The sequence below is a fragment of the Alkanindiges illinoisensis genome (genome assembly GCF_004377485.1).
Lineage (GTDB): Bacteria > Pseudomonadota > Gammaproteobacteria > Pseudomonadales > Moraxellaceae > Alkanindiges > Alkanindiges illinoisensis_A.
Genome location: NZ_SNTY01000018.1, coordinates 17,757 through 40,131 on the forward strand (window position 1 = coordinate 17,757; position 22,375 = coordinate 40,131).

Annotated in this window: 20 protein-coding genes and 1 pseudogene; 18 read left to right on the top strand and 3 right to left on the bottom strand. The window is 45.2% G+C overall.

The features are described from left to right. Positions 1–51 precede the first annotated feature (51 nt). The 18 genes and pseudogenes from E2B99_RS06005 (at position 52) to E2B99_RS06090 (ending at position 20,519) form a co-directional block, all read left to right on the top strand. A complete protein-coding gene (locus E2B99_RS06005; protein ID WP_134244049.1) occupies positions 52–1,110 on the top strand; it encodes a pilus assembly protein PilM in 1,059 nt (352 codons plus the stop codon). Next, positions 1,110–1,778, top strand: a complete 669-nt coding sequence (locus E2B99_RS06010; protein WP_134244050.1) for a PilN domain-containing protein — start codon at positions 1,110–1,112, stop codon at positions 1,776–1,778. The genes E2B99_RS06005 and E2B99_RS06010 overlap by 1 nt, the downstream gene beginning before the upstream one ends. After that, positions 1,778–2,491 carry a type 4a pilus biogenesis protein PilO gene (locus tag E2B99_RS06015; RefSeq protein WP_134244051.1) on the top strand — a complete coding sequence of 238 codons (714 nt, stop codon included), beginning with the start codon at positions 1,778–1,780 and terminating at the stop codon, positions 2,489–2,491. Before E2B99_RS06010 ends, E2B99_RS06015 begins: the two co-directional genes overlap by 1 nt. Continuing rightward, positions 2,491–3,018: a pilus assembly protein PilP gene (locus tag E2B99_RS06020; RefSeq protein WP_026471572.1), complete on the top strand. Its 528-nt coding sequence runs from the start codon at positions 2,491–2,493 to the stop codon at positions 3,016–3,018. The genes E2B99_RS06015 and E2B99_RS06020 overlap by 1 nt, the downstream gene beginning before the upstream one ends. A 19-nt stretch (positions 3,019–3,037) precedes the next feature. Beyond that, positions 3,038–5,251: a type IV pilus secretin PilQ gene (pilQ, locus tag E2B99_RS06025; RefSeq protein WP_134244052.1), complete on the top strand. Its 2,214-nt coding sequence runs from the start codon at positions 3,038–3,040 to the stop codon at positions 5,249–5,251. A gap of 26 nt (positions 5,252–5,277) precedes the next feature. Beyond that, positions 5,278–5,826 (top strand): shikimate kinase AroK, encoded by a 549-nt coding sequence (aroK, locus tag E2B99_RS06030; RefSeq protein WP_276320933.1) that lies wholly within the window; start codon positions 5,278–5,280, stop codon positions 5,824–5,826. Positions 5,827–5,862: 36 nt separating this feature from the next. Beyond that, positions 5,863–6,972, top strand: coding sequence for a 3-dehydroquinate synthase (gene aroB, locus E2B99_RS06035; protein ID WP_134244053.1), 1,110 nt, complete (start codon positions 5,863–5,865; stop codon positions 6,970–6,972). Further along, a complete protein-coding gene (locus tag E2B99_RS06040) occupies positions 6,969–7,868 on the top strand; it encodes a hypothetical protein (RefSeq protein ID WP_134244054.1) in 900 nt (299 codons plus the stop codon). Before aroB ends, E2B99_RS06040 begins: the two co-directional genes overlap by 4 nt. A 462-nt stretch (positions 7,869–8,330) precedes the next feature. Beyond that, positions 8,331–12,842 (top strand): glutamate synthase large subunit, encoded by a 4,512-nt coding sequence (gene gltB / locus E2B99_RS06045; protein WP_430981449.1) that lies wholly within the window; start codon positions 8,331–8,333, stop codon positions 12,840–12,842. Between the two features lie 73 nt (positions 12,843–12,915). Beyond that, positions 12,916–14,340, top strand: coding sequence for an FAD-dependent oxidoreductase (locus E2B99_RS06050; protein ID WP_134244056.1), 1,425 nt, complete (start codon positions 12,916–12,918; stop codon positions 14,338–14,340). A gap of 239 nt (positions 14,341–14,579) precedes the next feature. After that, a pseudogene (locus E2B99_RS06055) lies at positions 14,580–15,052 on the top strand (metal-dependent hydrolase); the annotation flags it as partial. 308 nt (positions 15,053–15,360) lie between these two features. Further along, entirely contained in the window at positions 15,361–16,002 is a 642-nt protein-coding gene (locus E2B99_RS06060) for a LemA family protein (RefSeq protein WP_134244057.1), read from the top strand. Positions 16,003–16,157: 155 nt separating this feature from the next. Then, complete coding sequence (locus E2B99_RS14995; RefSeq protein ID WP_430981450.1) at positions 16,158–17,249, top strand: TPM domain-containing protein; 1,092 nt, start codon at positions 16,158–16,160, stop codon at positions 17,247–17,249. Next, positions 17,240–17,803 carry a TPM domain-containing protein gene (locus E2B99_RS06070; RefSeq protein WP_430981451.1) on the top strand — a complete coding sequence of 188 codons (564 nt, stop codon included), beginning with the start codon at positions 17,240–17,242 and terminating at the stop codon, positions 17,801–17,803. The genes E2B99_RS14995 and E2B99_RS06070 overlap by 10 nt, the downstream gene beginning before the upstream one ends. 269 nt (positions 17,804–18,072) lie before the next feature. After that, the gene (locus tag E2B99_RS06075; RefSeq protein ID WP_134244060.1) at positions 18,073–18,555 is read left to right on the top strand and encodes a pilin; all 483 of its coding nucleotides are present in this window, start codon (positions 18,073–18,075) and stop codon (positions 18,553–18,555) included. 81 nt (positions 18,556–18,636) lie between these two features. Further along, the gene (locus E2B99_RS06080) at positions 18,637–18,921 is read left to right on the top strand and encodes a hypothetical protein (RefSeq protein WP_134244061.1); all 285 of its coding nucleotides are present in this window, start codon (positions 18,637–18,639) and stop codon (positions 18,919–18,921) included. A 45-nt stretch (positions 18,922–18,966) separates the two neighbouring features. Continuing rightward, complete coding sequence (gene tfpZ, locus E2B99_RS06085; RefSeq protein WP_134244062.1) at positions 18,967–19,701, top strand: TfpX/TfpZ family type IV pilin accessory protein; 735 nt, start codon at positions 18,967–18,969, stop codon at positions 19,699–19,701. Between the two features lie 272 nt (positions 19,702–19,973). Next, positions 19,974–20,519, top strand: a complete 546-nt coding sequence (locus tag E2B99_RS06090) for a Uma2 family endonuclease (RefSeq protein WP_134244063.1) — start codon at positions 19,974–19,976, stop codon at positions 20,517–20,519. Positions 20,520–20,650: 131 nt separating this feature from the next. Here the strand turns inward: E2B99_RS06090 and bfr are convergent, their stop codons facing one another. The 3 genes from bfr to E2B99_RS06105 all read right to left on the bottom strand — a co-directional run bounded on the left by bfr (position 20,651) and on the right by E2B99_RS06105 (position 22,324). Next, positions 20,651–21,115: a bacterioferritin gene (bfr, locus tag E2B99_RS06095; RefSeq protein ID WP_134244064.1), complete on the bottom strand. Its 465-nt coding sequence runs from the start codon at positions 21,113–21,115 to the stop codon at positions 20,651–20,653. Positions 21,116–21,577: 462 nt separating this feature from the next. Continuing rightward, positions 21,578–21,772 (bottom strand): bacterioferritin-associated ferredoxin, encoded by a 195-nt coding sequence (locus E2B99_RS06100; protein ID WP_134244065.1) that lies wholly within the window; start codon positions 21,770–21,772, stop codon positions 21,578–21,580. A 168-nt stretch (positions 21,773–21,940) separates the two neighbouring features. After that, entirely contained in the window at positions 21,941–22,324 is a 384-nt protein-coding gene (locus E2B99_RS06105; protein WP_134244066.1) for a RidA family protein, read from the bottom strand. Positions 22,325–22,375: the final 51 nt, after the last annotated feature.

Consider the following 22,375-nt stretch of genomic DNA (forward strand, 5'->3'; position numbering starts at 1 on the left):
CGCAGCTTGTGTTATATTCCGGATGTTTAGAACAATAACAGGGAACTTACGGTGCTTTCCTTTCAGCGTAAACAAAATAAAAGTCTTGTCGGGGTTGATATCAGTTCCACTTCTGTCAAATTACTTGAATTGGACATCAGAGATGGACGGTACTGGGTAGAAAGCTATGGAATTCTGCCATTACCTTCTCATGCAGTTGTTGAAAAAAACATTGCTGATCCTGAAAGTGTTGGTGAAACCATTGAGCGTCTGCTTAATCTAACCAATCCCAAAAGCAATGGCGCAGCAGCGGCAGTCGCTTCCTCTGCAGTGATCACCAAGATCATTGAAATGGATGCTGACATGACCGATGACGAACGCGAAGTGCAGATTCGTCTGGATGCTGAACAGTACATTCCATATCCACTGGATGAAGTCAGCCTTGATTTCGAGGTTGTTGATATTTCACCAACTAATCCTAACCGTGTCAGTGTGCTTTTAGTTGCGTCGCGTACAGAAAATGTAGATATGCGCAGTGAAGCACTAGAACTGGCTGGATTAGTACCTCGCGTCATTGATGTCGAATCGTATGCCATTGAGCGTGCTTTTTCCCTGATTATCGATACGCTACCGGGCACGCCGGATATTGTTGCGATTTTTGATATCGGTCACACCATGACGACCTTAAGCGTGCTTAAGGATGAAAAGATTATTTATAGCCGTGAACAGCTATTTGGCGGCAAGCAACTGACCGAAGACATTCAGCGCCGTTATGGTTTGTCCTTTGATGAAGCCGGTCGTGCCAAGAAAGAAGGCAACCTGCCGGATGACTATGAGCCAGAAGTCCTGATTCCTTATATGGATGCGATTGTGCAGCAGGCTGCGCGCTCATTGCAGTTCTTTTATTCATCAACGCAATATAATGATGTTGACCATATCCTGCTTGCTGGTGGTAATGCCAATATTCCGGGTCTGGCCCGCTTGCTACAGGAAAAACTGGGACATCGGGTTACGATTGCCAATCCATTTTTACAAATGGGCTTTGCCTCGCAGATTGATGCAAACCAGATTGAAAATGATGCGCCATCATTGCTGATTGCCTGCGGTTTGGCTTTACGGAGTTTTGATTAATGGCAAAAATAAACCTACTGCCATGGCGCGAAGCGCTCCGTGAGCAGCGAAAAAAAGAATTTATTAGTATATCAATTGGGGTGTTTTTACTGGGTCTTGTGCTCTCGGCACTCGCCTGGGCGTTTGTCAACCAGCGCTTAAACGATCAGCAACAGGCCAATCAGCTGGTGCAAACGGCCAATAGCGAACTGGATGTACGCTTAAAAGCACTAGATGGTCTACAAGCCCACCGTGATGAAATTATTGAGCGCATGAAGCTGATTCAGGATTTGCAAGGCAAGCGTCCGGTGGTGGTACGCCTGTTTGATGAGGTGGCACGTTTAACCCCTGATCAAATGTTTATTACCCGGTTTGAGCGTAAAGATGACAAGTTCATCATTAATGGCCGTGCAGAAAGTCCAAATACCGTATCCGAATTTTTACGTAACCTGGAAAATTCGCCCTGGTTTAGAAATGCTTTTATGAACTCCTATACTGCCAAAGCGACGGATACCCAGCCCAAGCCATCAGGGACTGTATTGCCGCGACCAGAAGATAGTTTTGGCGAATTTCTGGTTACTGTAGATATTAGTGATGAGGCAGCTACCATGGATGCTAGTACTAATGCCAGCGTATCGGCTCCTGTCAGTACTTCGGCACCAGCACCAACAACAGGGGGTCAACAGTAATGGACGATTTTGACGACTCTACACTCGAAAAAGACGAATTATTGGCACCAAAGAAAAAGCCGTTTAATTTTCAGGAGTTTATTAATAGCTTTAACTCTCTTGACCCCCAGAATATGGGGAGCTGGCCCACTTCAGTCAAAATTACCATTTATATTTTTATATTATTAATGACGCTTGCACTGGCTTATTTTGTGCTGATCCGTCCGCTGTTAAACGATATTGATAACGCCAGAGCACAGGAAGAAAGCCTGTTGAATGAATATCGTGAAAAAGATTCCAAGCTGAGAAATTTGCAATTATATCAAAAGCAAATTGAAGATATGGAGCGCACCTTTGGTGAACTGCTACAGCAGCTACCCAAGGAAACCGAGATTCCCGGTCTGGTTGAAGACATTAACTTTACCGGAGTTAGCAGTGGCTTACGCTTTAACAATATTAGCGTACAGCCTGAGGTAAAACAGGAGTTCTTTATTGAACTGCCAATTTCGATTGTGGCGCAGGGTGACTATCATGCGTTTGGTTCATTTGTTAGTGGCTTGGCAGCATTGCCACGTATTGTTACCTTGCATGACTTTGTAATTGAAACCTTACCGGAAGCAGAAACCAAAAGTGAAGTTCCTGTGCTGAAAATGACAGTACAGGCAAAAACTTACCGTTATAATGATCAGCCCGCTGAAGACTCAACAGCACCAGCAGCAGGAGCACCAAAATAATGAAGCTCAAGCTCCTCACAATTACAATACTTGGGACTGTCCTGTTAACAGGCTGTAGTTCACGGCTTGATGTGGTTAACGAACAAATGCAGCAAATCCGCAGTCAGCCACCACAACCTGTACCCCCTGCACCGGTATTTTTGCCAGTGCCTTCTTTTGCCTATTCTGCCCAGCAGTTAAGAAGTCCATTTATGCCGCCCAGTCTGGCCATGGAACTTAGAGTAGCGGCAGGCCGGCAAATCATGCCTGATCTTTCGCGGCCGCCGCAGTACCTTGAGCAGTTCCCTATTGAAGCCTTGGTGATGAAGGGTACATTAAGACGCTCAAATGGATCGCTATATGGCTTGATCCAGGCACCGGAAGGCGGTGTAGTCAGGGTAGAAAAAGGTAATTACCTGGGCAAAAACTATGGTCGTATTGTTGACATTTCACCAAGCCAGATTTCTGTAATTGAAATTGTACCTAACGGTCGTGATGGTTTTGTTGAGCGTCCACGTAATCTTGTCATGATCGATGTCGGCGCATAAGGAATTTGAGGAAATAAAAATGAGGAACCCAATTAATCAGTTTGGTATGGGGGCAACACCCGCAATGACTTCTTTTATGCGTCAACTTACACTTGCAAGTGCCTGTGCATTGACAGTTAAGGCCGCAATGGCCGCTCAGGTCAGCCTAAATCAGGTCATTCCACTGGCATTGCCCAATAATGAAACGGAATTACGTCTGGTATTCAGCAGTACGCCACCTGATCCGCAAGCCTATCAAATTGAACAGCCTACCCGTTTGGTGCTGGATTTTCCAGAAACGATCAGTGCGTTGCCAAGTAACCGGATTAGTGTTGCTAGCAAGAATGCTCAGGATGTTAGTGTAGTCACCAATCAGGAGCGTACCCGCCTGGTGGTTAGTCTCACCGAAGCAGGCAATTATAGTACCCGGGTTGAAGGGAATACCCTGATTTTAAAAATCAGTCGTGCAGCGGGGACGGCCGCAACTTCCACCATGACCCCTGTCGTTCCTGCTACGATTAATACCAGCATAGCACCAGTTTCTACTGATATTCGTAATATTGATTTCCAGCGTGGCGCTGCAGGTGATGGATTAATCACTGTTGATTTATTGAACTCTTCCTTGCCGGTTGATGTACAGCAGCAAGGCAGCCGTATTGTCGTGCGCTTCGTTGGTGCAAAAATTCCTTCACAATTACGTCGTCGTCTTGATGTGAATGACTTTGCCACACCAGTGTCAACCATTGATGCCTATAATGAAGGTGGTAATGGCATGATGGTGATTCAGCCGCAAGGTGAATATGAGTACATGGCTTATCAGACTGACAATAAGCTGACCATTAGTGTTAAGCCTGCTGTAAAACCTGAAGTGACTACGAAAGCCCGTGCTGAAGAAGTTTATACAGGCCAGAAACTTTCCCTGAATTTTCAGGATATTGATGTACGTTCGGTACTTCAGTTGATTGCTGATTTTACCAATCTGAATCTGGTGGCCAGTGATAGCGTTAATGGTCGCATTACCATTCGTTTGCAGAATGTACCCTGGGATCAGGCGCTTGATATTATCTTAAAAACCAAGGGTCTTGATAAGCGTCGCACTGGCAACGTAATCATGGTAGCGCCAGCCGTTGAGATTGCTGCACGTGAAAAACTGGAAGCACAGGCAATCCAGCAAATCCAGCAACTGGCACCGTTGCAAACAGAATACATTCAGCTGAGCTATGCCAAGGCCGCAAATATTCAAACGCTGATTACTTCTGGACGTAATAACGGTACTTCCGGGTCATCTACCAGTTCTGGTGAGACAGGACTGGACAACAATGTAGGCAGCTTGCTGTCATCCCGGGGTACGATTTCCATAGACCCACGCACCAATACGCTAATTATTCAGGACACCGCTGCAAAAATTGATGAAATCCGTGCCATGATCAGCCGGCTGGATGTTCCGGTCAAGCAGGTCATGATTGAAGCACGCATTGTACGAGCCACCAATAACTTCAGCAAGCAAATGGGAGTGAAGTGGGGCGTTCTGTCGCAAGGTATTGGTAGTAATAATAGCTTACTGGTGGGTGGTTCAGAAAATACGCTATGGAACTTGCGTGAACCAGAAGAAGATGATGTCACAGGTGGGTATAAATATACAATTGATCGTCCTGATAACCTTAATGTTGACTTGGGGGTAAGTACTCAAGGTGCTAGCCGAATTGCATTTGGTTTGATTAGCTTGTCTGATGTCATGCTGGATCTGGAGTTGTCTGCGTTACAGTCTGAAGGCAAGGGTGAAGTTGTTTCTACTCCCAAAGTTCTCACGGGTGACAAGCAAAAAGCAACTGTTGCTTCTGGTCGACAAATACCTTATCAAAAGTCTACTTCAAGTGGTGCTACTTCGATTGAATTTGTTAATGCTGAGCTAGGTTTAGATGTAACACCTAGTATTACGCCTGATGGCAAAATTGGTATGGAGCTGGAAGTTACAAATAATACCATTGGAGAAATCTTACAAAATGGGCAAGCTACAATTGCAACTAATCGTTTAAATACCAATGTATTGGTGAATGATGGGGAAACAGTGGTACTCGGTGGTATTTTCGTTAATGAAACTGGAAACACCGTAACCAAGGTTCCATTTTTAGGCGATATTCCTTATGTGGGAACATTATTTAGGAAAAACATTAACCGTGATGATAAGCAAGAGTTACTCATTTTTGTAACCCCACGGCTTGTTTCTGATACCACCACTCGCACGCCTAAATAAGGTGTGCTGCTAGAAAGGACAGTTTTTTGGAGTCAAACTGCTTAAACCCAGAGGCCAAGACCAGTATTTATCTGGTTGGGCCAATGGGTGCTGGTAAAACAACAGTAGGACGGCATCTGGCAGATTTGCTCGGCCGTTCTTTTATTGACAGTGACCATGAAATTGAAGCCAGAACAGGGGCCAGTATTCCCTGGATTTTTGAAAAAGAAGGAGAGAGCGGCTTTCGGCAGCGTGAGCAGCAGGTGATTGACTATCTCACCCGGCGGTCAGGCATTGTACTGGCGACAGGAGGTGGTGCAATCATGCGCCAGGAAAATCGTGAATTTCTAAAGCAGCGCGGTATTGTAATTTACTTATATACGCCTGTTGAAATGCAGCTGGCACGTACCTCCCGTGATCGTAATAGACCATTGTTGCAAGTAGCCAATCCAGAGCAAAAATTAAAAGAACTGTTAAGCCTCCGCGACCCTTTATATCGGCAGGTGGCTCATCATGTCATTCCCACTTCCGATGGTTCTGCACGCGATTTGGCACAAAAAATTATTCAATTGATTGGCCTAAACACGTTAAGATAAACATAGAATCTTCAAGGCTACATTTTAGATCATTTTATGCAAACGCTACATGTTGAGCTTGGTGAACGTCGTTACCCTATTTTTATTGGTAGTCATCTTCCTGTTCAGGAGTGCTTAGCGCCTTATATCAAAGGGCGTCAGGTGATGATTGTCAGCAACACAACTGTAGCACCACTCTATATGGCTGGCTATCAGGATGCCCTGGAACATGCTGGCAAGCAGGTGATGACCTGTATTTTGCCAGATGGAGAGGCTTATAAAAATATTGACACTTTAAACCTGATTTTTGATGCCTTACTTGCTGCCAGATTTAATCGTGATTGCACAGTGCTAGCACTGGGCGGCGGCGTGATTGGTGATATGGCTGGCTTTGCCGCAGCAAGCTTCCAGCGCGGTGTGGATTTTGTGCAGGTGCCTACAACCTTGTTGTCTCAGGTTGATTCCAGTGTGGGCGGAAAAACCGGAATTAATCATCCCCTAGGCAAGAACATGATTGGTGCATTCAAGCAGCCCAGTGTGGTCATGGCCGATATGGCACAGCTAGACACATTAGCTGATCGTGAATTGTCAGCAGGCTTGGCGGAAATTATCAAGTATGCCTTGCTGGGTGATCAGGATTTTCTGGTATGGCTTGAAGCGCACATGGAACAGCTGGTAGCGCGGGATGCCAATTTGCTGGCAGAAGCCGTTTATCGTTCCTGTGCGCACAAGGCCCGAATTGTGGCAGCCGATGAGCATGAACATGGTGACCGGGCCTTACTAAATCTGGGGCATACCTTTGGTCATGCAATTGAGGCTTATCTGGGGTATGGCGAATGGTTGCATGGTGAGGCTGTAGCCGCAGGTATGGTCATGGCTGCTGATTTATCCTGCCGCATGGGCTGGATTAATGCTGCTGATGTTAACCGTGTGCGCCAGATTATTGCGCGTGCGCATTTACCGACAGTTTGCCCCGCTATTCCAGTTGAACAGTTTATGGCATTAATGGCACAGGATAAAAAAGTACTGGCTGGCCAGTTGCGCCTGATTTTACTTAAGCAAGTGGGGCAAGCTGTAATTAGCCGTGATGCCACACCTGAGCTTATTTGGGAAACCATTGCTGCATGCCAGCAGCCTGCTCACCCAGTCGGGGAACAAAACGCATGAACCGTACTCGTATTTGGCGCACTGTGCAAAACAGTACATGGTTGCTGGGTGGCCTGATCATGCTGGCAATTGCTTTTTTCCTGTGGGTTGGCATGCAGATTCATCAACGAATTACGGTTGAAAAAGATTTAAAAGCTCGGGATGTGCCGGTAGAACCTGAAAAAGTACAGTTTTCACCAACGCTTGGCATGATGACTGATATGGTGCCAGAGCTGGACATTAATCAGGATGTGAGTAGCAGTGAAAGGGCCGCAGAATTTCGCGGTGTAAGTTTTGTTAAGACGCAGTCTGGTAACTGGACAGTGCATGTGATGAGTGTATCACAGGAAGACATTGTCAAAAGTTATCTGGACAAGCGCGCTGACCGCGACAAGTTTTTTTACTTGCGCTCCCGTACGCCTGAGCAGGGTGAACGCTATGTGCTGGTGTATGGTAGCTTTTCTACTGTGGGTAAAGCGCTTGAAGCCAGCAAAACTATAAACTTTGATTTGCCAGCCAGTGTAAAGGCCTATCCGGTGCGTTTTTCCGAGTTTAAGTCATCGGTTATTGATGATGTGGGTTCAGAAGACAGCATTACTAATCTATCAAAGGCAGGTCAGGTCTATCAGGTACGCCTTCGTTCGGTTCCTGTTCCAGTAGAGGCGCCTGCTGCACCACCCACGCCAACGGCACCTATTGATTCAAGTGCCAATAGCACGCAGTCAACCACAGGCGCAATTCCCGCATTGCCATCAGTTAATGGGCAACCGACCGGAACAAATCCTGCAGTTAATCCTTCAGGCACTGTTTCACCAAATCCGGCCAAGCCTGCGGGGTCTTCAGTAACTAACCCAGTCCCTGCAGAAACTAATCCAGCCCCAGCCAGCACAACGCCAATTGCTGATCCATTTAATTAAAGAATAATTGTACTCTGCAATATTTTGCCGCAAAAAATATTGCAGTCTTTTAAAATCATATAAATTTTATTTAAAATCATGCAATAAATATTTTATTGATCATTAAGGTAACAAAGCATTGCTTTAAAAATGGTCTAAAAGTTGCTTTAACCGCTTATAGCACGACTAATTTTTAATTTTATGTTGTTTCTTGTTGTGCAATATTGGTTTATTTATTTATGTTTTATCTGTAAAATACACCGCCGTTTTTTGTTTACACCAGCCTATAAGGGTTGTGCTTATTTGACCCTGGGCCGTGTTGCCTGCACATTATTGCGAATTGCATGCTTGACGCTGACAGCATATTTGGGTCGAACAGGTGGTTCACGGGCATCAAGTCCACGATGATTTTTTTGCTCTATTTTTTTCTGCCAGACGTAAGGGTCTGGTTGGACAATACCAAGACAAGGGTACGCTATGCAAATGCCATCGCTTAACACTTTAGCTCCCAACACTTTAGTTTCCGAGCCTGTAGCTCCCGCTCAATCCGCACAGGGTTTATATCAGCCGGATGAGTTCCGCGATAACTGCGGCTTTGGCCTGATCGCCCAGATGCAGGGTGAGGCGAGTCATCATCTGGTTCAAACAGCCATTCATAGTCTGAGTTGCATGACGCATCGCGGCGGTATTGCTGCTGACGGCAAGACAGGCGACGGCTGTGGCTTACTGCTGGCAATGCCCAAGGCATTTTTTCGTGATGAAGCCCAAAAGCTTGGGGTGAGCCTGACCGACATTTTCGCGGTTGGTACCATTTTCCTGAATATTGATCCAGCACTGGCGCAGCATTCCCGTGATGTGTTAAATGCAGAAATTGAGGCAGAAGGCCTTGCAGTGGCCACATGGCGTAAAGTGCCTGTTGATGTCAGTATTCTGGGTGAAATTGCATTACGTTCCCTGCCTGCCTTTGAGCAGATTATTGTTAATAACCCTGAAAATCTGCCTGAAGCTGATTTTAACCGTAAGCTGTTTTTGGCGCGCCGTCGTGCAGAACACAAGCTGCAAAATGACTCGCTGTTTTATGTGACCACACTGGCCAGTACTGTGATCAGCTATAAAGGCCTGATGATGCCAGCCGCTATTGCTGATTTTTATACGGATCTGGCGGATGAGCGTTTGGCATCGCATATTGTAGTATTCCACCAGCGCTTTTCAACCAATACCTTACCGCGCTGGCCACTGGCCCAGCCATTCCGTTATCTGGCGCACAATGGTGAAATCAATACCATTACCGCCAACCGTAACTGGTCGGTTGCGCGCACACCAAAATTTGAAAACCCCTTATTGCCAGGCTTGCTGGATTTAAAACCACTGGTTAACCGCACTGGTTCTGATTCATCCAGTCTGGATAACATGCTGGAAATTCTGGTCGGCGGCGGTATGGACCTGTTCCGTGCATTACGTATGCTGGTGCCACCGGCCTGGCAAAATGTGGAAACGCTGGATTCTGACCTGCGTGCATTTTACGAGTTTAATTCCAAGCACATGGAAGCCTGGGATGGCCCTGCAGGTCTGGTGATTCAGAATGGCCGTCATGCCATTTGTATGCTGGACCGTAATGGTTTGCGTCCTGCCCGCTGGGTAATTACCAAAAATGGCTATATCACACTGGCCTCGGAAATTGGCGTGTGGAACTACAAGCCTGAAGATGTGGTGTCTAAAGGCCGTGTTGGCCCCGGCCAGATGCTGGTAGTAGACACCCTGACAGGTGAAGTGCTGGATACTGCTGCCATTAATAACCATTTGAAAGGTATGCGTCCTTACCGCAAATGGTTGCGTGAGCGTGCTTTGAATCTGCAAGTGGATAACGAGCTGGAAGAGCAGCTGCTGTCTACTGGCTTGTATGGTGATAGCCTGAAAGCCGCGCAAAAAATGTTCCTGGTATCCTTTGAAGAGCGCGACCAGATTATCCGTCCGCTGGCTGAAAGTGGTCAGGAAGCAGTTGGCTCCATGGGTGATGATACGCCAATGGCAGTGCTGTCACGTCAAGTACGTCATCTGGCTGATTATTTCCGTCAGCAGTTTGCGCAGGTCACCAATCCACCGATTGATCCATTGCGTGAAGCGATTGTGATGTCACTGGAAACCTGTTTTGGTCACGAGCAAAATGTATTTGAGCAAAGTGCCGACCATGCAGACCGTGTGATTATCTCCAGTCCGGTGCTGTCTAACAGCAAGATGCACCAGTTGCGTGAGCTGGATCGTCCCGGCTATGGCATGAATGTCATTGACCTGAACTATCTTGAGAGCGAAGGCCTGCAAGCTGCATTACAACGTATTTGCAAGGAAGCTGCTGCTGCCATTGCAACTGGTAACTGCATGCTGGTGCTATCTGACAAGAACATTCGTGAAGGTTATCTGCCAGCCAATGCCATTATGGCAACAGGCGCGGTGCATCATTACCTGTCCGAAGTGGGCTTGCGTGCTGATGCCAACATTATTGTAGAAACCGGGCTGGCACGTGATCCACATCACTTTGCCGTGCTGCTGGGTTTTGGTGCCACGGCAATTTATCCATATCTGGCTTATGACGTGATCAATGAGCTGGTGGATAAAGGCGAACTGCTGGGTGATCCAGTATATGCACAAGCCAATTTCCGTAAGGGCATTGAAAAAGGCTTGCTGAAAGTCCTGTCCAAAATGGGGATTTCAACGGTTGCTTCTTATCGTGGCGGCCAGTTGTTTGAAGCGATTGGTTTGTCAAAAGACGTAGTCGAGCTGTGCTTTAAGGGCGTGCCCAGCCGTATTGCCGGTGCCAGCTTTACTGATCTGGAAAATGACCAGAAAAAACTGGCCACACTGGCGTGGCAGGCACGCAAGCCACTGGATCAGGGCGGTTTACTCAAGTTTGTTTATAACAAAGAGTATCATGCCTTTAATCCGGATGTGATTGCGACCCTGCACAAAGCCGTGCGTTCTGGCAGCTATGACGATTTCCGTGAATATGCCAATCTAGTCAATCATCGCCCGATTGCAACTATCCGTGACCTGTTCAAGCTAAAAACTGATAACAGCATTGCGCTGGATGAGGTGGAAAGTGTTGAAGACATTTTGCCACGTTTTGATTCTGCAGGTATGTCACTGGGTGCCTTGTCGCCAGAAGCGCATGAATCCATTGCCATTGCCATGAACACCATTGGCGGTCGCTCCAACTCAGGTGAAGGTGGTGAAGATCCAGCGCGTTATGGCACTATCCGTAACTCCAAAATCAAGCAAATTGCGTCTGGCCGTTTTGGTGTAACGCCAGCTTACCTGTGTTCTGCAGAAGTCTTGCAGATTAAGGTGGCGCAAGGGGCCAAACCGGGTGAAGGCGGTCAGTTGCCGGGTGGTAAGGTTAACGGTCTGATTGCGCGCCTGCGTTATTCTGTACCGGGTGTTACACTGATTTCCCCACCACCGCACCATGACATTTATTCTATTGAAGACTTGTCACAGCTGATTTTTGACTTAAAACAGGTCAATCCACAGGCCATGGTTTCAGTCAAATTAGTGTCTGAGCCGGGTGTCGGTACGATTGCAGCGGGCGTTGCCAAAGCCTATGCCGACTTCATTACCATTTCCGGTTATGATGGTGGTACAGCCGCATCGCCATTGTCTTCAATTCACTACGCCGGTTCTCCATGGGAGCTGGGTTTAAGTGAAGCGCATCAGGCGCTACGCGTAAATGACCTGCGTGGCAAGGTTCGGGTGCAAACGGACGGTGGCTTAAAAACCGGTCTGGACGTGGTAAAAGCAGCCATTCTGGGTGCTGAAAGCTTTGGCTTTGGCTCCACTCCAATGATTGCACTGGGCTGTAAATACCTGCGTATCTGTCATTTAAATAACTGTGCAACCGGTGTGGCGACCCAGCAGGATCACCTGCGTGAAGAGCATTACATTGGTGAGCCAGAAATGCTGATCAACTTCTTCCGCTTTATTGCTGAAGAAACCCGTGAATGGCTGGCAGCTCTGGGTGTAAGCTCCCTGCGCGACCTGATTGGCCGTACTGATTTACTAGAAGTGCTGCCGGGTGAAACTGACAAGCATGCCAATCTGGATTTAAGCGCGCTGCTAACTTCCCATGCCTCGGCGGATGGCAAATCCAACTATTGTGAAGTGGTGAAAAACGAGCCATTTGACAAAGGTTTGCTGGCGGAACGCATGGTTGAAGTGATGCTACCTGCGATTGAAGCGGGTGAAGGCGGTAGCTTTGAGTTTATCGTGGGTAACTGTGACCGTTCCATTGGTGCACGCGTTTCTGGTGAAATTGCCAAGCGTTATGGCAACCTTGGCATGGAAATAGCGCCAGTTGTGGTGCATTTAAAAGGAACTGCTGGTCAGTCACTGGGCGTGTGGAATGCGGGTGGCTTGCATATCCGTCTGGAAGGTGATGCCAACGACTATGTCGGCAAGGGCATGGCCGGTGGTCAGGTTGCCATTTTCCCGCCAAAAGGCTCACCATTTAAAACGCAGGAAACAGCCATTATTGGCAATACCTGTCTATATGGTGCGACTGGCGGCAAGCTGTTTGCAGCAGGGACAGCTGGCGAACGCTTTGCCGTGCGTAACTCAGGCAGCTTTGCTGTGATTGAAGGTGCTGGCGATCACTGCTGTGAATACATGACCGGTGGTATTGTGACCGTACTGGGCCGGGTAGGCCATAACTTTGGTGCGGGCATGACCGGCGGTTTTGCCTATGTGCTGGATCTGGACGGTGATTTCTTCGATTACTGCAACCATGAGCTGATTGACCTGAACCGTATTTCTACCGAGTCGATGGAAGATTATCGCCATCACCTGCTGGAAATCCTGCAAGATCACGTGCGTGAAACAGGCAGTGCCTGGGGACAAACCATCATTGATGAGTTTGACTCTTACAGCCGCAAGTTCTGGCTGGTGAAGCCAAAAGCGGCAAGCCTGAATAGCCTGCTGAAAACCACCATGGCAGATCCTCAATAAGTCTTTTTTACTTTGCACCAGGCACGTGCTGCCGTCTTAATCGGACTGGCAGCACTGACCCACGGAGATAAGCATGGCGACTCGCCTAAACAATGATTTTCAGTTTCTGGAAGTGCCGCGTCAGGATCCAGAGAAAAAAGATATTGCTGTTCGTACCGAAGCGTTTGTAGAAATTTATAAACCATTTACCCAGGAACATGCGGCCAACCAGTCACATCGCTGTCTGGCTTGCGGAAATCCGTACTGTGAGTGGAAGTGTCCTGTACACAACTATATTCCCAACTGGCTCAAACTGGTGACTGAAGGCCAATTGTTCCGTGCAGCTGAACTGTGCCACCAAACCAACACCCTGCCTGAAGTGTGCGGCCGTGTTTGCCCACAGGATCGTCTGTGCGAAGGTGCTTGTACCTTAAATGACGGCTTTGGCGCTGTCACCATTGGTAACGCCGAAAAATATATCAATGACACCGCCTTTGCACTGGGCTGGCGTCCAGATATGTCACATGTGAAGTGGACTGACAAAAAAGTAGCCATCATTGGCGCAGGCCCTGCTGGTCTGGGCTGTGCTGATATTCTGGTACGCAATGGGGTAAAACCCGTCGTGTTTGACAAAAATCCGGAAATTGGTGGGCTGCTGACCTTTGGTATTCCAGAGTTTAAAATGGAAAAAAATGTCATGGTGCGTCGCCGTGAGATTTTTGAAGGCATGGGTATTGAGTTCCGCCTAAACACCGAAATTGGCACTGACGTGACCATTGATGAGTTACTGGCCGACTATGATGCCGTATTCATGGGTATGGGTACTTACACCTACATGAAGGGTGGCTTTGCTGGTGAAGACTTTAATGGCGTGTATGATGCGCTGGATTTCCTGATTGCCAACGTCAACCGTTGTCAGGGCTGGGAGAAGAATCCTGCGGATTATATTGACCTTGAAGGCAAGCGTGTTGTCGTGCTGGGTGGTGGTGACACCGCAATGGATTGCAACCGTACTTCCATCCGTCAGGGTGCTGCGCATGTGACCTGTGCTTACCGCCGTGATGAAGCCAACATGCCTGGTTCAGTGCGTGAAGTGAAAAATGCGCGTGAAGAAGGCGTAGAGTTCCTGTTTAACCGTCAGCCTATTGAAATTGTGGGCGATACAGATGGCAAGGTAACCGGTGTTAAAGTCGTAACCACTCAACTGGGTGAGCCGGATAGCCGTGGCCGTCGCAGTCCTGAGCCAGTACCGGGTTCTGAAGAAATCCTACCAGCTGATGCGGTGATTCTGGCCTTTGGTTTCCGTCCAAGTCCGGCCAACTGGTTTGAGGGTTCAACCATTAGCATGGATGGTTCAGGCCGTGTGGTGGCACCAGAACATCAGGCCTACAAGTTCCAGACCAGTAATCCAAAAATCTTTGCTGGTGGTGATATGGTGCGTGGCTCCGATCTGGTCGTAACTGCGATCTGGGAAGGCCGTCAGGCTGCCGAAGGTATTCTGGATTACCTGAGCGTTTAATCGCGCTGTGCTTTAACCTTTAAAGCCCCATTACCGTTGTTGAGAAAGCAGCTTGGTCATTTGATTAAGCTGCTTTTTTAATGCTGATTTTTTGAGCAATGTCTTTATCCAATTTATGATTTACCGTACCCTTAATAGATCAATTTTCTCATCTGCATTGATGCTATAGGCATGCAGTAGCCTTATGGCCTTGGCTAAGCTTGCCCGAATAAGACCTGGAACCATGGGTATTCAACACATTTGAGCATTTTACCGCGTTACTGGGTGGTTATATTTTAAATCATCCTGAATTGCTGGAAACGCTGGATGATGATGCAGTAAAGCTCTGAGTATGGCATGCCATTGAAGAAATCGAGCATCGCAGTGTGGCTTTTGACACCTATCAAGCCTTGTATTGTGACCTAAAATTACGCCGTCAGGTCATGCAGGCGCGGTAACCACCAGTTTTGCCAGTTTAACGCTATATGCCACCCAGCGTTTATTCTGGCAGGACAAATTGAAAAGTCTGCCAAAAGTTGGTGGCAATCTTCGCGGACTGTATCTGGTCGCAAAAATGCTGGTTCAACTCACCCCTGAATACTTTTCCTATTATAAAAAGGATTTTCATCCTTCGGAAATTGACCATTCCAAAATTTTGAATTATTGGAAAAACCGACTGGCGAATGAATATCAGGTAGCAAGTTTTATGGAAGTTGCCAAGACCATCCATTAATCATTGGCTCCTGAGTGGTTTTTGTTGTTATCCTACCGCCCTGAGGTACGATTAGCAAAGCATCGCTTTGCCGTACCGCAAGACGAAAGCTATGCTTGAGTGTACGATGAGCAAAGCCACACAGTCTTGTATAGGTATAAGTGTTATTTGCCATATCGTCACTTCAAGGCTTTTTTTAAACTATCTAAAAGTTATTTGAAGCATCAACCGTAACAAGCCATTAAAAATATTCACAATTTCAATCTGGAAAAACCTGCGCATTGCCGCATGATGTCAACCATAGACATTGATAAAAACAGGTTAGACACATGACACGTCGGGTATTACCAGCATTATTACTAATAAGCGTACTGGCCAGCAGCTTGCCAGGTTGTGGCTACAATAACTTGCAGGCCAAAGATGAAGCGGTAAACGCCAGCTGGTCTGAAGTATTGAACCAGTATCAGCGTCGCGCCGATTTGGTGCCCAATCTGGTGAATGTGGTCAAAGGCTATGCCAGCCACGAACAGCAGGTCTTAACCGAAGTTACCCGTGCCCGTGCATCGGTGGCCGGTATTCAGGCCACGCCTGAATTAGTCAATGACCCGGTTGCATTCCAGAAGTTTCAGCAAGCCCAAAGCCAGTTAACCGGGGCTTTGTCACGGTTACTGGTAGTGTCTGAGAACTACCCAAACCTTAAAGCAGATGCCTCATTCCGTGATTTAAGTGCACAACTGGAAGGCACTGAAAATCGCATTACCGTAGCACGCAATCGTTACATCACAACGGTGCAGGACTACAATACCTATGTACGCCAGTTGCCACAGTCGCTAACAGCCAAAGTGATTGGCATGCAGCCACGTCCCAATTTTTCAGTCAATAATGAAGCCAGTATTTCAACGGCGCCCACAGTCAGTTTTGATACAGCAACACCTGCTGGCCAATCAGCGCCACCAGTGGCACAGCCCTGATTAATGTATATGGTTTTAAAATCAGGTTCTTAGGATCATGTTTTTAAAACCACGTTGTTAAAACAACCTGCTTGTGAGAAAGCTGATTTTAATGCCGTAACGCTGGATAACTAAAAATTATCCGCAGTTGAAAGGCCAAACCAGAAGACAATGCTATGCCGCTACTTGCAGTTTTACGGGACAAATGCCATCAATATTTAATCATTTTTATAATGATGGTATTGCTGTTAACTGCTGTCCAAACCCATGCAGAAGCAGCGACGCAAGCAGACCAGGTGGCAGAAGCGGCTATCGTTCTAAATCAGGCCAAGCAGGCGGGTGGGCCAGTACTGAACAGTGCTATACCGCCAATCAGTGGACCCACTAATAATCAAAGCAATATAGAAAACTCAACGTCGGCAGAGAGACCTGCACAGGCTGACCCTAACCTCATTCAGGCCACATTGCCCGATTTAAACAGCCCGGTGATTGATCAGGCCAACTTATTAACCAGTGAGCAACACCAACAACTTAGCCAAAAAATTCTGGAAATCTATCAGACAGGACGGGCACAAACCGGACTTATTATCTTGTCCAGTACCGGACAGGAAGCCATTTTTGATTACGCTACCCGTGCTTTTGAACAATGGAAACTGGGCAATGAAAAAACAGATAATGGCTTGCTCATTGTGGTTGCAGTCAATGATCACCGTATCCAGATTTTAACGGGTTATGGGCTAGAAGGCGTATTACCCGATGTTGTGCTTAAGCGCATTATTGAAGAGCAAATTACCCCCCAGTTTAAGCAAGGCAACTATGCGGCTGGATTGGCTGCTGGCTTAAACCAGATTGACCAAATCTTAAAACTTGATCCAGAAATTGCTAAAAACAGTGCGGATCAACTTAAACAACAGCAGGCAGCTCAAGCCCAACAACAGGCCCGCACCCAAAGCAGTTTGACCATGCTGATTATTCTTTGCTTGGGCGGCATGTTTGCAGCACTGTTTATAGGAAAATCCTTAAGCGCCAGTATTGCCGGTGCAGTGGGAATCGGCTGGGGCTTAAGCAGTGGACTTGGCCTCATTGGTAGCTTGATGCTAGGTGGGGGCGTATTCTTTTTATTAATTAGTTCAATCGCACAACTGCTTCTATCTGGTGTACTAAATGGTGGTGGGTTTGGCGGGGGACGCGGTGGCGGTTTTAGCGGCGGAAGCTATCGCGGTGGCGGTGGCTCATTTGGCGGCGGTGGAGCTTCTGGATCATGGTAAATAACGAGACTGACCTGATAAGTAGTCATCAAAAACTAACAGATGATTCTAAACAACTGGATTTTTCACGTTGGCTTAGAAATTTTATTTATCTACCATGGCAGACACGCCGATGCTTTAATGCGGATGTACAAAAGCAGATTAGCAACGCCGTCGCGCGTGCTGAGCAAAATCATGCGGGTGAGATCCAAGTGATTATTGAAGGCCATCTGCCACTGGATATGGCATTACGCAGTAATACCAGAACCCGTGCAAAACAGCTGTTTGCTGAATATGGGGTGTGGGACACTGCCTATAACAGCGGTGTGCTGCTATATATCAACTTATGTGAGCGCAAAGTTGAAATTGTGGCTGATCGCGGCATAAATCATTTTGTTACAAGCGAGAATTGGGACACAATTTGCAGTAATATTACTGCGCTGCTCAAGCAAAAACAGTATTGTGCTGGGGTAATTAGTGGTATTGACCAAATTGGCGAAGTGCTTAACCAATTTTATGCTAATAAAATAAAAGACTTAGGTAATGAACTAAGCAATCAGGCTATATTTTTATAATGTTTTAAAGCTTTTAACTGAACTGACTATTTTTTTAGACAGCATTGTTAGGCGACAAAAATTGTCAGTTATTCCCCTAAATTACTTTTTATTAGTAACTATAAATGTGCTCTAACTAACAAAATGGCTTTATTTGCCTGTTTTTGCAGCGTTAAAAATTCACATGTATTGATTTGGCATGACAAATGCAATATAACAGCGTGTGTGTTAGAGCGTTGGTCAAAACAACAAGCCAACACTACTATTTTTGTATTCCTGGGAGAATTTATATGAACGCACAAAAGGGTTTTACGTTAATTGAATTGATGATCGTTGTTGCGATCATTGGTATTCTGGCTGCTGTAGCAATTCCTGCTTATCAGGATTATACCAAGCGCGCTAAAGTGACAGAAGGCTTGTCTTTAGCATCAAGCGCTAAAACTGCTGTTGCAGAAAATGCTTCTAATGCTTCTAAATACAGCTTAGGCTGGACTACTCCAGCAGCTACTCCAAATGTTAAGAGTGTAGCAGTAAGTGATACTAATGGTGAAATTACTGTTACTTATGATAAGCCAGTAAGTGATGGTGCTACTTTAGTATTAGCTCCTTACACTGGTGCTACTCCTGCTGCACTACCAGATTCTACAAAAGCTTATACACCACCTGCTGATGCCGTACAGTGGCAGTGTTTAGCTGCTGGAGCTACGAAAAAAGTTTCTAGTGCTACGGCAGGTACTTTAGAGGCTAAACTTGCTCCTTCTAATTGCCGCTAATAGATTGCTGATAGAAAGACTGGCTTGCCAGTCTTTTTTATTTTTAAAAAAATTAAGTTTATAATTTTAATAGGAACAAAAGTGGAAAACTATTTTAAGAATGGCTTATCGCATAAAAGTTTAAATAAATTAAAAGCGTTTACCATAAGTGTTAATATAACAATGAATGCGAATTTCAATTCTAGTGATGAAATAAATTTCTATAAGTTAATAATTCAATTGTTTGAAAGTTCAGATAAATTTATTGAAGAAGAATTTATAGAATATTTTATGTCTGAAGTTGGATTTAATGAAGAGATAGCAAAAATATTAGTTGGTAGAATTCAATTTGGACTGAATTTACTAAGGCAATATCATATAAGCTGACCAAATAACCTTTTCTACCTTTTATTTGATGCAGTAATTTTAAAAATGCCCAAACGCCTTAAATTTTTCCTAAGTCATCTTGCCATTTCAGCCATTATTGCATTTATTGCAATCATCATGGTGTTTTGCGTTTGGTATCCTGTGCCACTTGCTAAAGCTATTGGTGTCACGCATATTTTTTTAATGCTGCTGGCCATTGATGTCATCATTGGGCCAATATTAGGTTTTATTGTTTATAAAGAACATAAAAAAAGTCTCAAAATGGACTTAGGGATTATTATTTTAATTCAGGCTTTAGCTTTGTCTTATGGTATCTATAGCATTTTTGAAGGCCGCCCTGCGTGGCTGGTATATAACGTAGACCGTTTTGAGTTAGTAAGAAATAATGAGGTTGTTAAAGAAAATATAGAAAAAGCTTTACCGCAATATCAGCAGCCTTCATGGTTAAAACCGCAATACGTGGCGGTAGAGTTCGCAAAGGATACTCAGCAGCGTAATAATGACATGTTTGCCGAAGTGTTAGGCGGAGTATCACTTGCTCAGCGTCCTGAACGCTATGTATCACTATTGCAAGCTAAGACACAAATGCAGCAACGCGCCCTACCTTTACAGGCGCTAGAGCAATTTAATAATAAAGATCAGGTGCAAAAATTATTATCCAAATACCCTGCGGCCAACGGTTGGGTACCTCTAAAGGCCAGCAATCTGGATATGACAGTACTGGTAAGTAAAGAAACAGGGCAGGTCATTAAAATCGTAGATTTAAGGCCATGGAGCTAGGGTTTACGCCTTGTATCATTCTAATGACGTTAAGTTACACCCAATCTACATTCAACTAACAGACAGATTTACAGTTTAACCGTAATATTATTACTGTCCCCAAGACAGTAAGACCCCCTTCAGCCCGCCCCCCGCGGGCTTTTTTTTACCTTTTTTGTCAATTCAAGGCTATTCCAATGTGCCGCATTATATAGTTTACTTAAAATCCTTTAGTTATTTTAGAACAGGTTGAATATGCTATATTTGAGCTATTATGCTACTAAGGTTTAAAAATGACTATTGCCAATAAATATCACCTAACTGAACAAGAGTACCTGCAAGGCGAATTACAAAGCCAAACTAAACATGAATTTGTGCACGGTGAAGTATTCGCTATGGTGGGTGCAAGCGCAGGCCATAATCTGATTTCAGGGAATGTTTTTGCGGAACTTCGCGCTCATCTTAAGGGCAAACCCTGTCGCCCTTATATTAATGATATGAAAGTAAAAATAGCAAAAAACTTCTATTATCCCGATGTGGTGGTGGATTGCAGCCAGATATCAAATGATGCTTATTTTGTAGAAACGCCAATTTTGATTGTCGAAGTATTATCGGCATCAACCAAAATGTATGATAAAACTTTTAAGTTACAGCAATATCAGCAAATTCCGACCTTGCAGGAATATGTGATGATCGAACAGGAAACCCAACTGGTAGAGGTGTTAAGTCGGCTGGATGGCTGGCAGCCTCATTATTATGAACCTCATGAGTCTTTTATTTTGCAGTCTGTTGGATTGACGCTATTGGTTGCGGATATCTATGATGGTATAAACATGTAGCGAACTTGGTAGACCTGAGGGTGCTAATCAACTATGGTTTGGACAACCTTATATTAGTAGTGAATTCTGTAAAATTTGCAAAATCATCATAAAAAAAGCTGGCTTAAAGCCAGCATTTATTTGAGTAATAATTAAAGCTGCGACTGGATATAGTTTTCCAATGTCACACTTTCAATCAACGCAAGCTGGGTGCCAGTCCAGTCAATATATTCTTCTTCCTCAGCCATAATTGCACGTAGCATGTCACGGGTAACAAAATCTGCAGCTTGCTCAGCATAGACAATAGCAGCTTTTAAGGTAACATGCGCATCAGTAGCCATGCGCAAGTCACACGCTAAAATTTCTTGGGTATTTTCACCAATATGCAATTTGCCCAGTTGCTGCAAATTAGGGAGACCTTCTAAAAATAAAATGCGTTCAATCACTTTATCCGCATGTTTCATTTGATGAATGGATTCTTTATAAATGTGCTGACCCAGCTTTTCAATCCCCCAGTCTTTAAGCATACGCGCATGAAGGAAGTACTGGTTAATCGCCGTAAGCTGGTTATATAGCACATTATTTAAATGAATGATGACTTGACGATCGCCTTTCATGATTCGCTCCTGAGCGAGAATTAAGGGAATTTAAAGCATTGCCCGAGTGTATAAAGAGCATTGCTCGGCAAGAAGCTTCGCTCGACGTGTACAAGATTAAACGAGGCGTTGCTTTTCTAAGCGCTAGGCGACAATTCACTCCAAGCACAAGAATATATAAAGCTAAAGCGCCGTTGTTTGATGACCTGAATCCAAAGTAAAGATTTAACTAAACGTATCAAGGATAGAACAAGAAATCGTTTGGCTGGCCTTTTAAATTGCTTATAGATTATAAAAATCAGTAGAATTTTTCGAGCAGTTTATGGAACTGCAAATGAAAATGACAATCACATTAAAGCTAAGCTTTTTAAACTTATGAAAATTGCAGGTTAAAAAAGAAAAATCCCGCTACAGGTTATGATCTTTCATGAGAGCGGGAGAGGAGAAACAGAAACTTATTTTAGAATCAGGCAACTTTTAAAATTAGGCAGCGACCGAAATACGGCCAGCAATTTCAGAAAGGGTTTGATCAATCAGTTCACGGGCTTCAGGCACACAACGACCACAACAGGTACCAACTTCAAGTTCATCGCGTACTTCACGGAAGCTGGATGCTCCATTTTCAACACTAGTTCGAATTTGGCGATCAGTCACGGCACGGCATAGGCAAACGTACATGGTCTCTTGTTTCCGTAGTTGGAAGTACAAATAAGATAATAGATATTATTGATAATTATTATCAAATGTCAAGTTGTCGTATTCTTATTTACAAAAAAAATTAAATTCTTAGTGTTCATAAAAAAGCCGCACAAGGCGACTTAATGGTTTGGCAGAACAGCGAAAGAGTTAGTGATTGATAACCAGAATACCATCCATTTCAACCAAAGCATTGCGAGGCAGGGTATTAATTCCTAGGGCTGCGCGGGCAGGATAGGGCTGGGTAAAGTATTCACCCATAATCTGGTTTACTAGCTGGAAATTACCCAGATCAGTTAAAAAGATGTTGAGCTTGGCAATATCTGCCAGGGAACCACCGGCTGCTTCACAGACTGCTTTAAGGTTATCAAATACACGACGGATCTGGGCTTCAATACCCTCTACCAGTTCCATGCTATAGGGATCAAGACCGATCTGGCCTGACAAATACACCACGTTGTCAATCTTGATGGCTTGTGAGTAAGTTCCAATAGCGGCTGGTGCTTGTTCACTATGAATGACAGTACGTGTCATGAAAGACTCCAATCATGTATAAATTTTGCTGGATAATAACCAATTCCTGAG

Bases quoted from the DNA above. Each gene is read 5' to 3' on its own strand.
- E2B99_RS06010 (WP_134244050.1), top strand. From the start codon at position 1,110: ATGGCAAAAATAAACCTACTGCCATGGCGCGAAGCGCTCCGTGAGCAG.
- E2B99_RS06015 (WP_134244051.1), top strand. From the start codon at position 1,778: ATGGACGATTTTGACGACTCTACACTCGAAAAAGACGAATTATTGGCA.
- E2B99_RS06020 (WP_026471572.1), top strand. From the start codon at position 2,491: ATGAAGCTCAAGCTCCTCACAATTACAATACTTGGGACTGTCCTGTTA.
- pilQ (WP_134244052.1), top strand. From the start codon at position 3,038: ATGAGGAACCCAATTAATCAGTTTGGTATGGGGGCAACACCCGCAATG.
- aroB (WP_134244053.1), top strand. From the start codon at position 5,863: ATGCAAACGCTACATGTTGAGCTTGGTGAACGTCGTTACCCTATTTTT.
- E2B99_RS06040 (WP_134244054.1), top strand. From the start codon at position 6,969: ATGAACCGTACTCGTATTTGGCGCACTGTGCAAAACAGTACATGGTTG.
- gltB (WP_430981449.1), top strand. From the start codon at position 8,331: ATGCCATCGCTTAACACTTTAGCTCCCAACACTTTAGTTTCCGAGCCT.
- E2B99_RS06050 (WP_134244056.1), top strand. From the start codon at position 12,916: ATGGCGACTCGCCTAAACAATGATTTTCAGTTTCTGGAAGTGCCGCGT.
- E2B99_RS06060 (WP_134244057.1), top strand. From the start codon at position 15,361: ATGACACGTCGGGTATTACCAGCATTATTACTAATAAGCGTACTGGCC.
- E2B99_RS14995 (WP_430981450.1), top strand. From the start codon at position 16,158: ATGCCGCTACTTGCAGTTTTACGGGACAAATGCCATCAATATTTAATC.
- E2B99_RS06075 (WP_134244060.1), top strand. From the start codon at position 18,073: ATGAACGCACAAAAGGGTTTTACGTTAATTGAATTGATGATCGTTGTT.
- tfpZ (WP_134244062.1), top strand. From the start codon at position 18,967: ATGCCCAAACGCCTTAAATTTTTCCTAAGTCATCTTGCCATTTCAGCC.
- E2B99_RS06090 (WP_134244063.1), top strand. From the start codon at position 19,974: ATGACTATTGCCAATAAATATCACCTAACTGAACAAGAGTACCTGCAA.
- bfr (WP_134244064.1), bottom strand. From the start codon at position 21,115: ATGAAAGGCGATCGTCAAGTCATCATTCATTTAAATAATGTGCTATAT.
- E2B99_RS06100 (WP_134244065.1), bottom strand. From the start codon at position 21,772: ATGTACGTTTGCCTATGCCGTGCCGTGACTGATCGCCAAATTCGAACT.
- E2B99_RS06105 (WP_134244066.1), bottom strand. From the start codon at position 22,324: ATGACACGTACTGTCATTCATAGTGAACAAGCACCAGCCGCTATTGGA.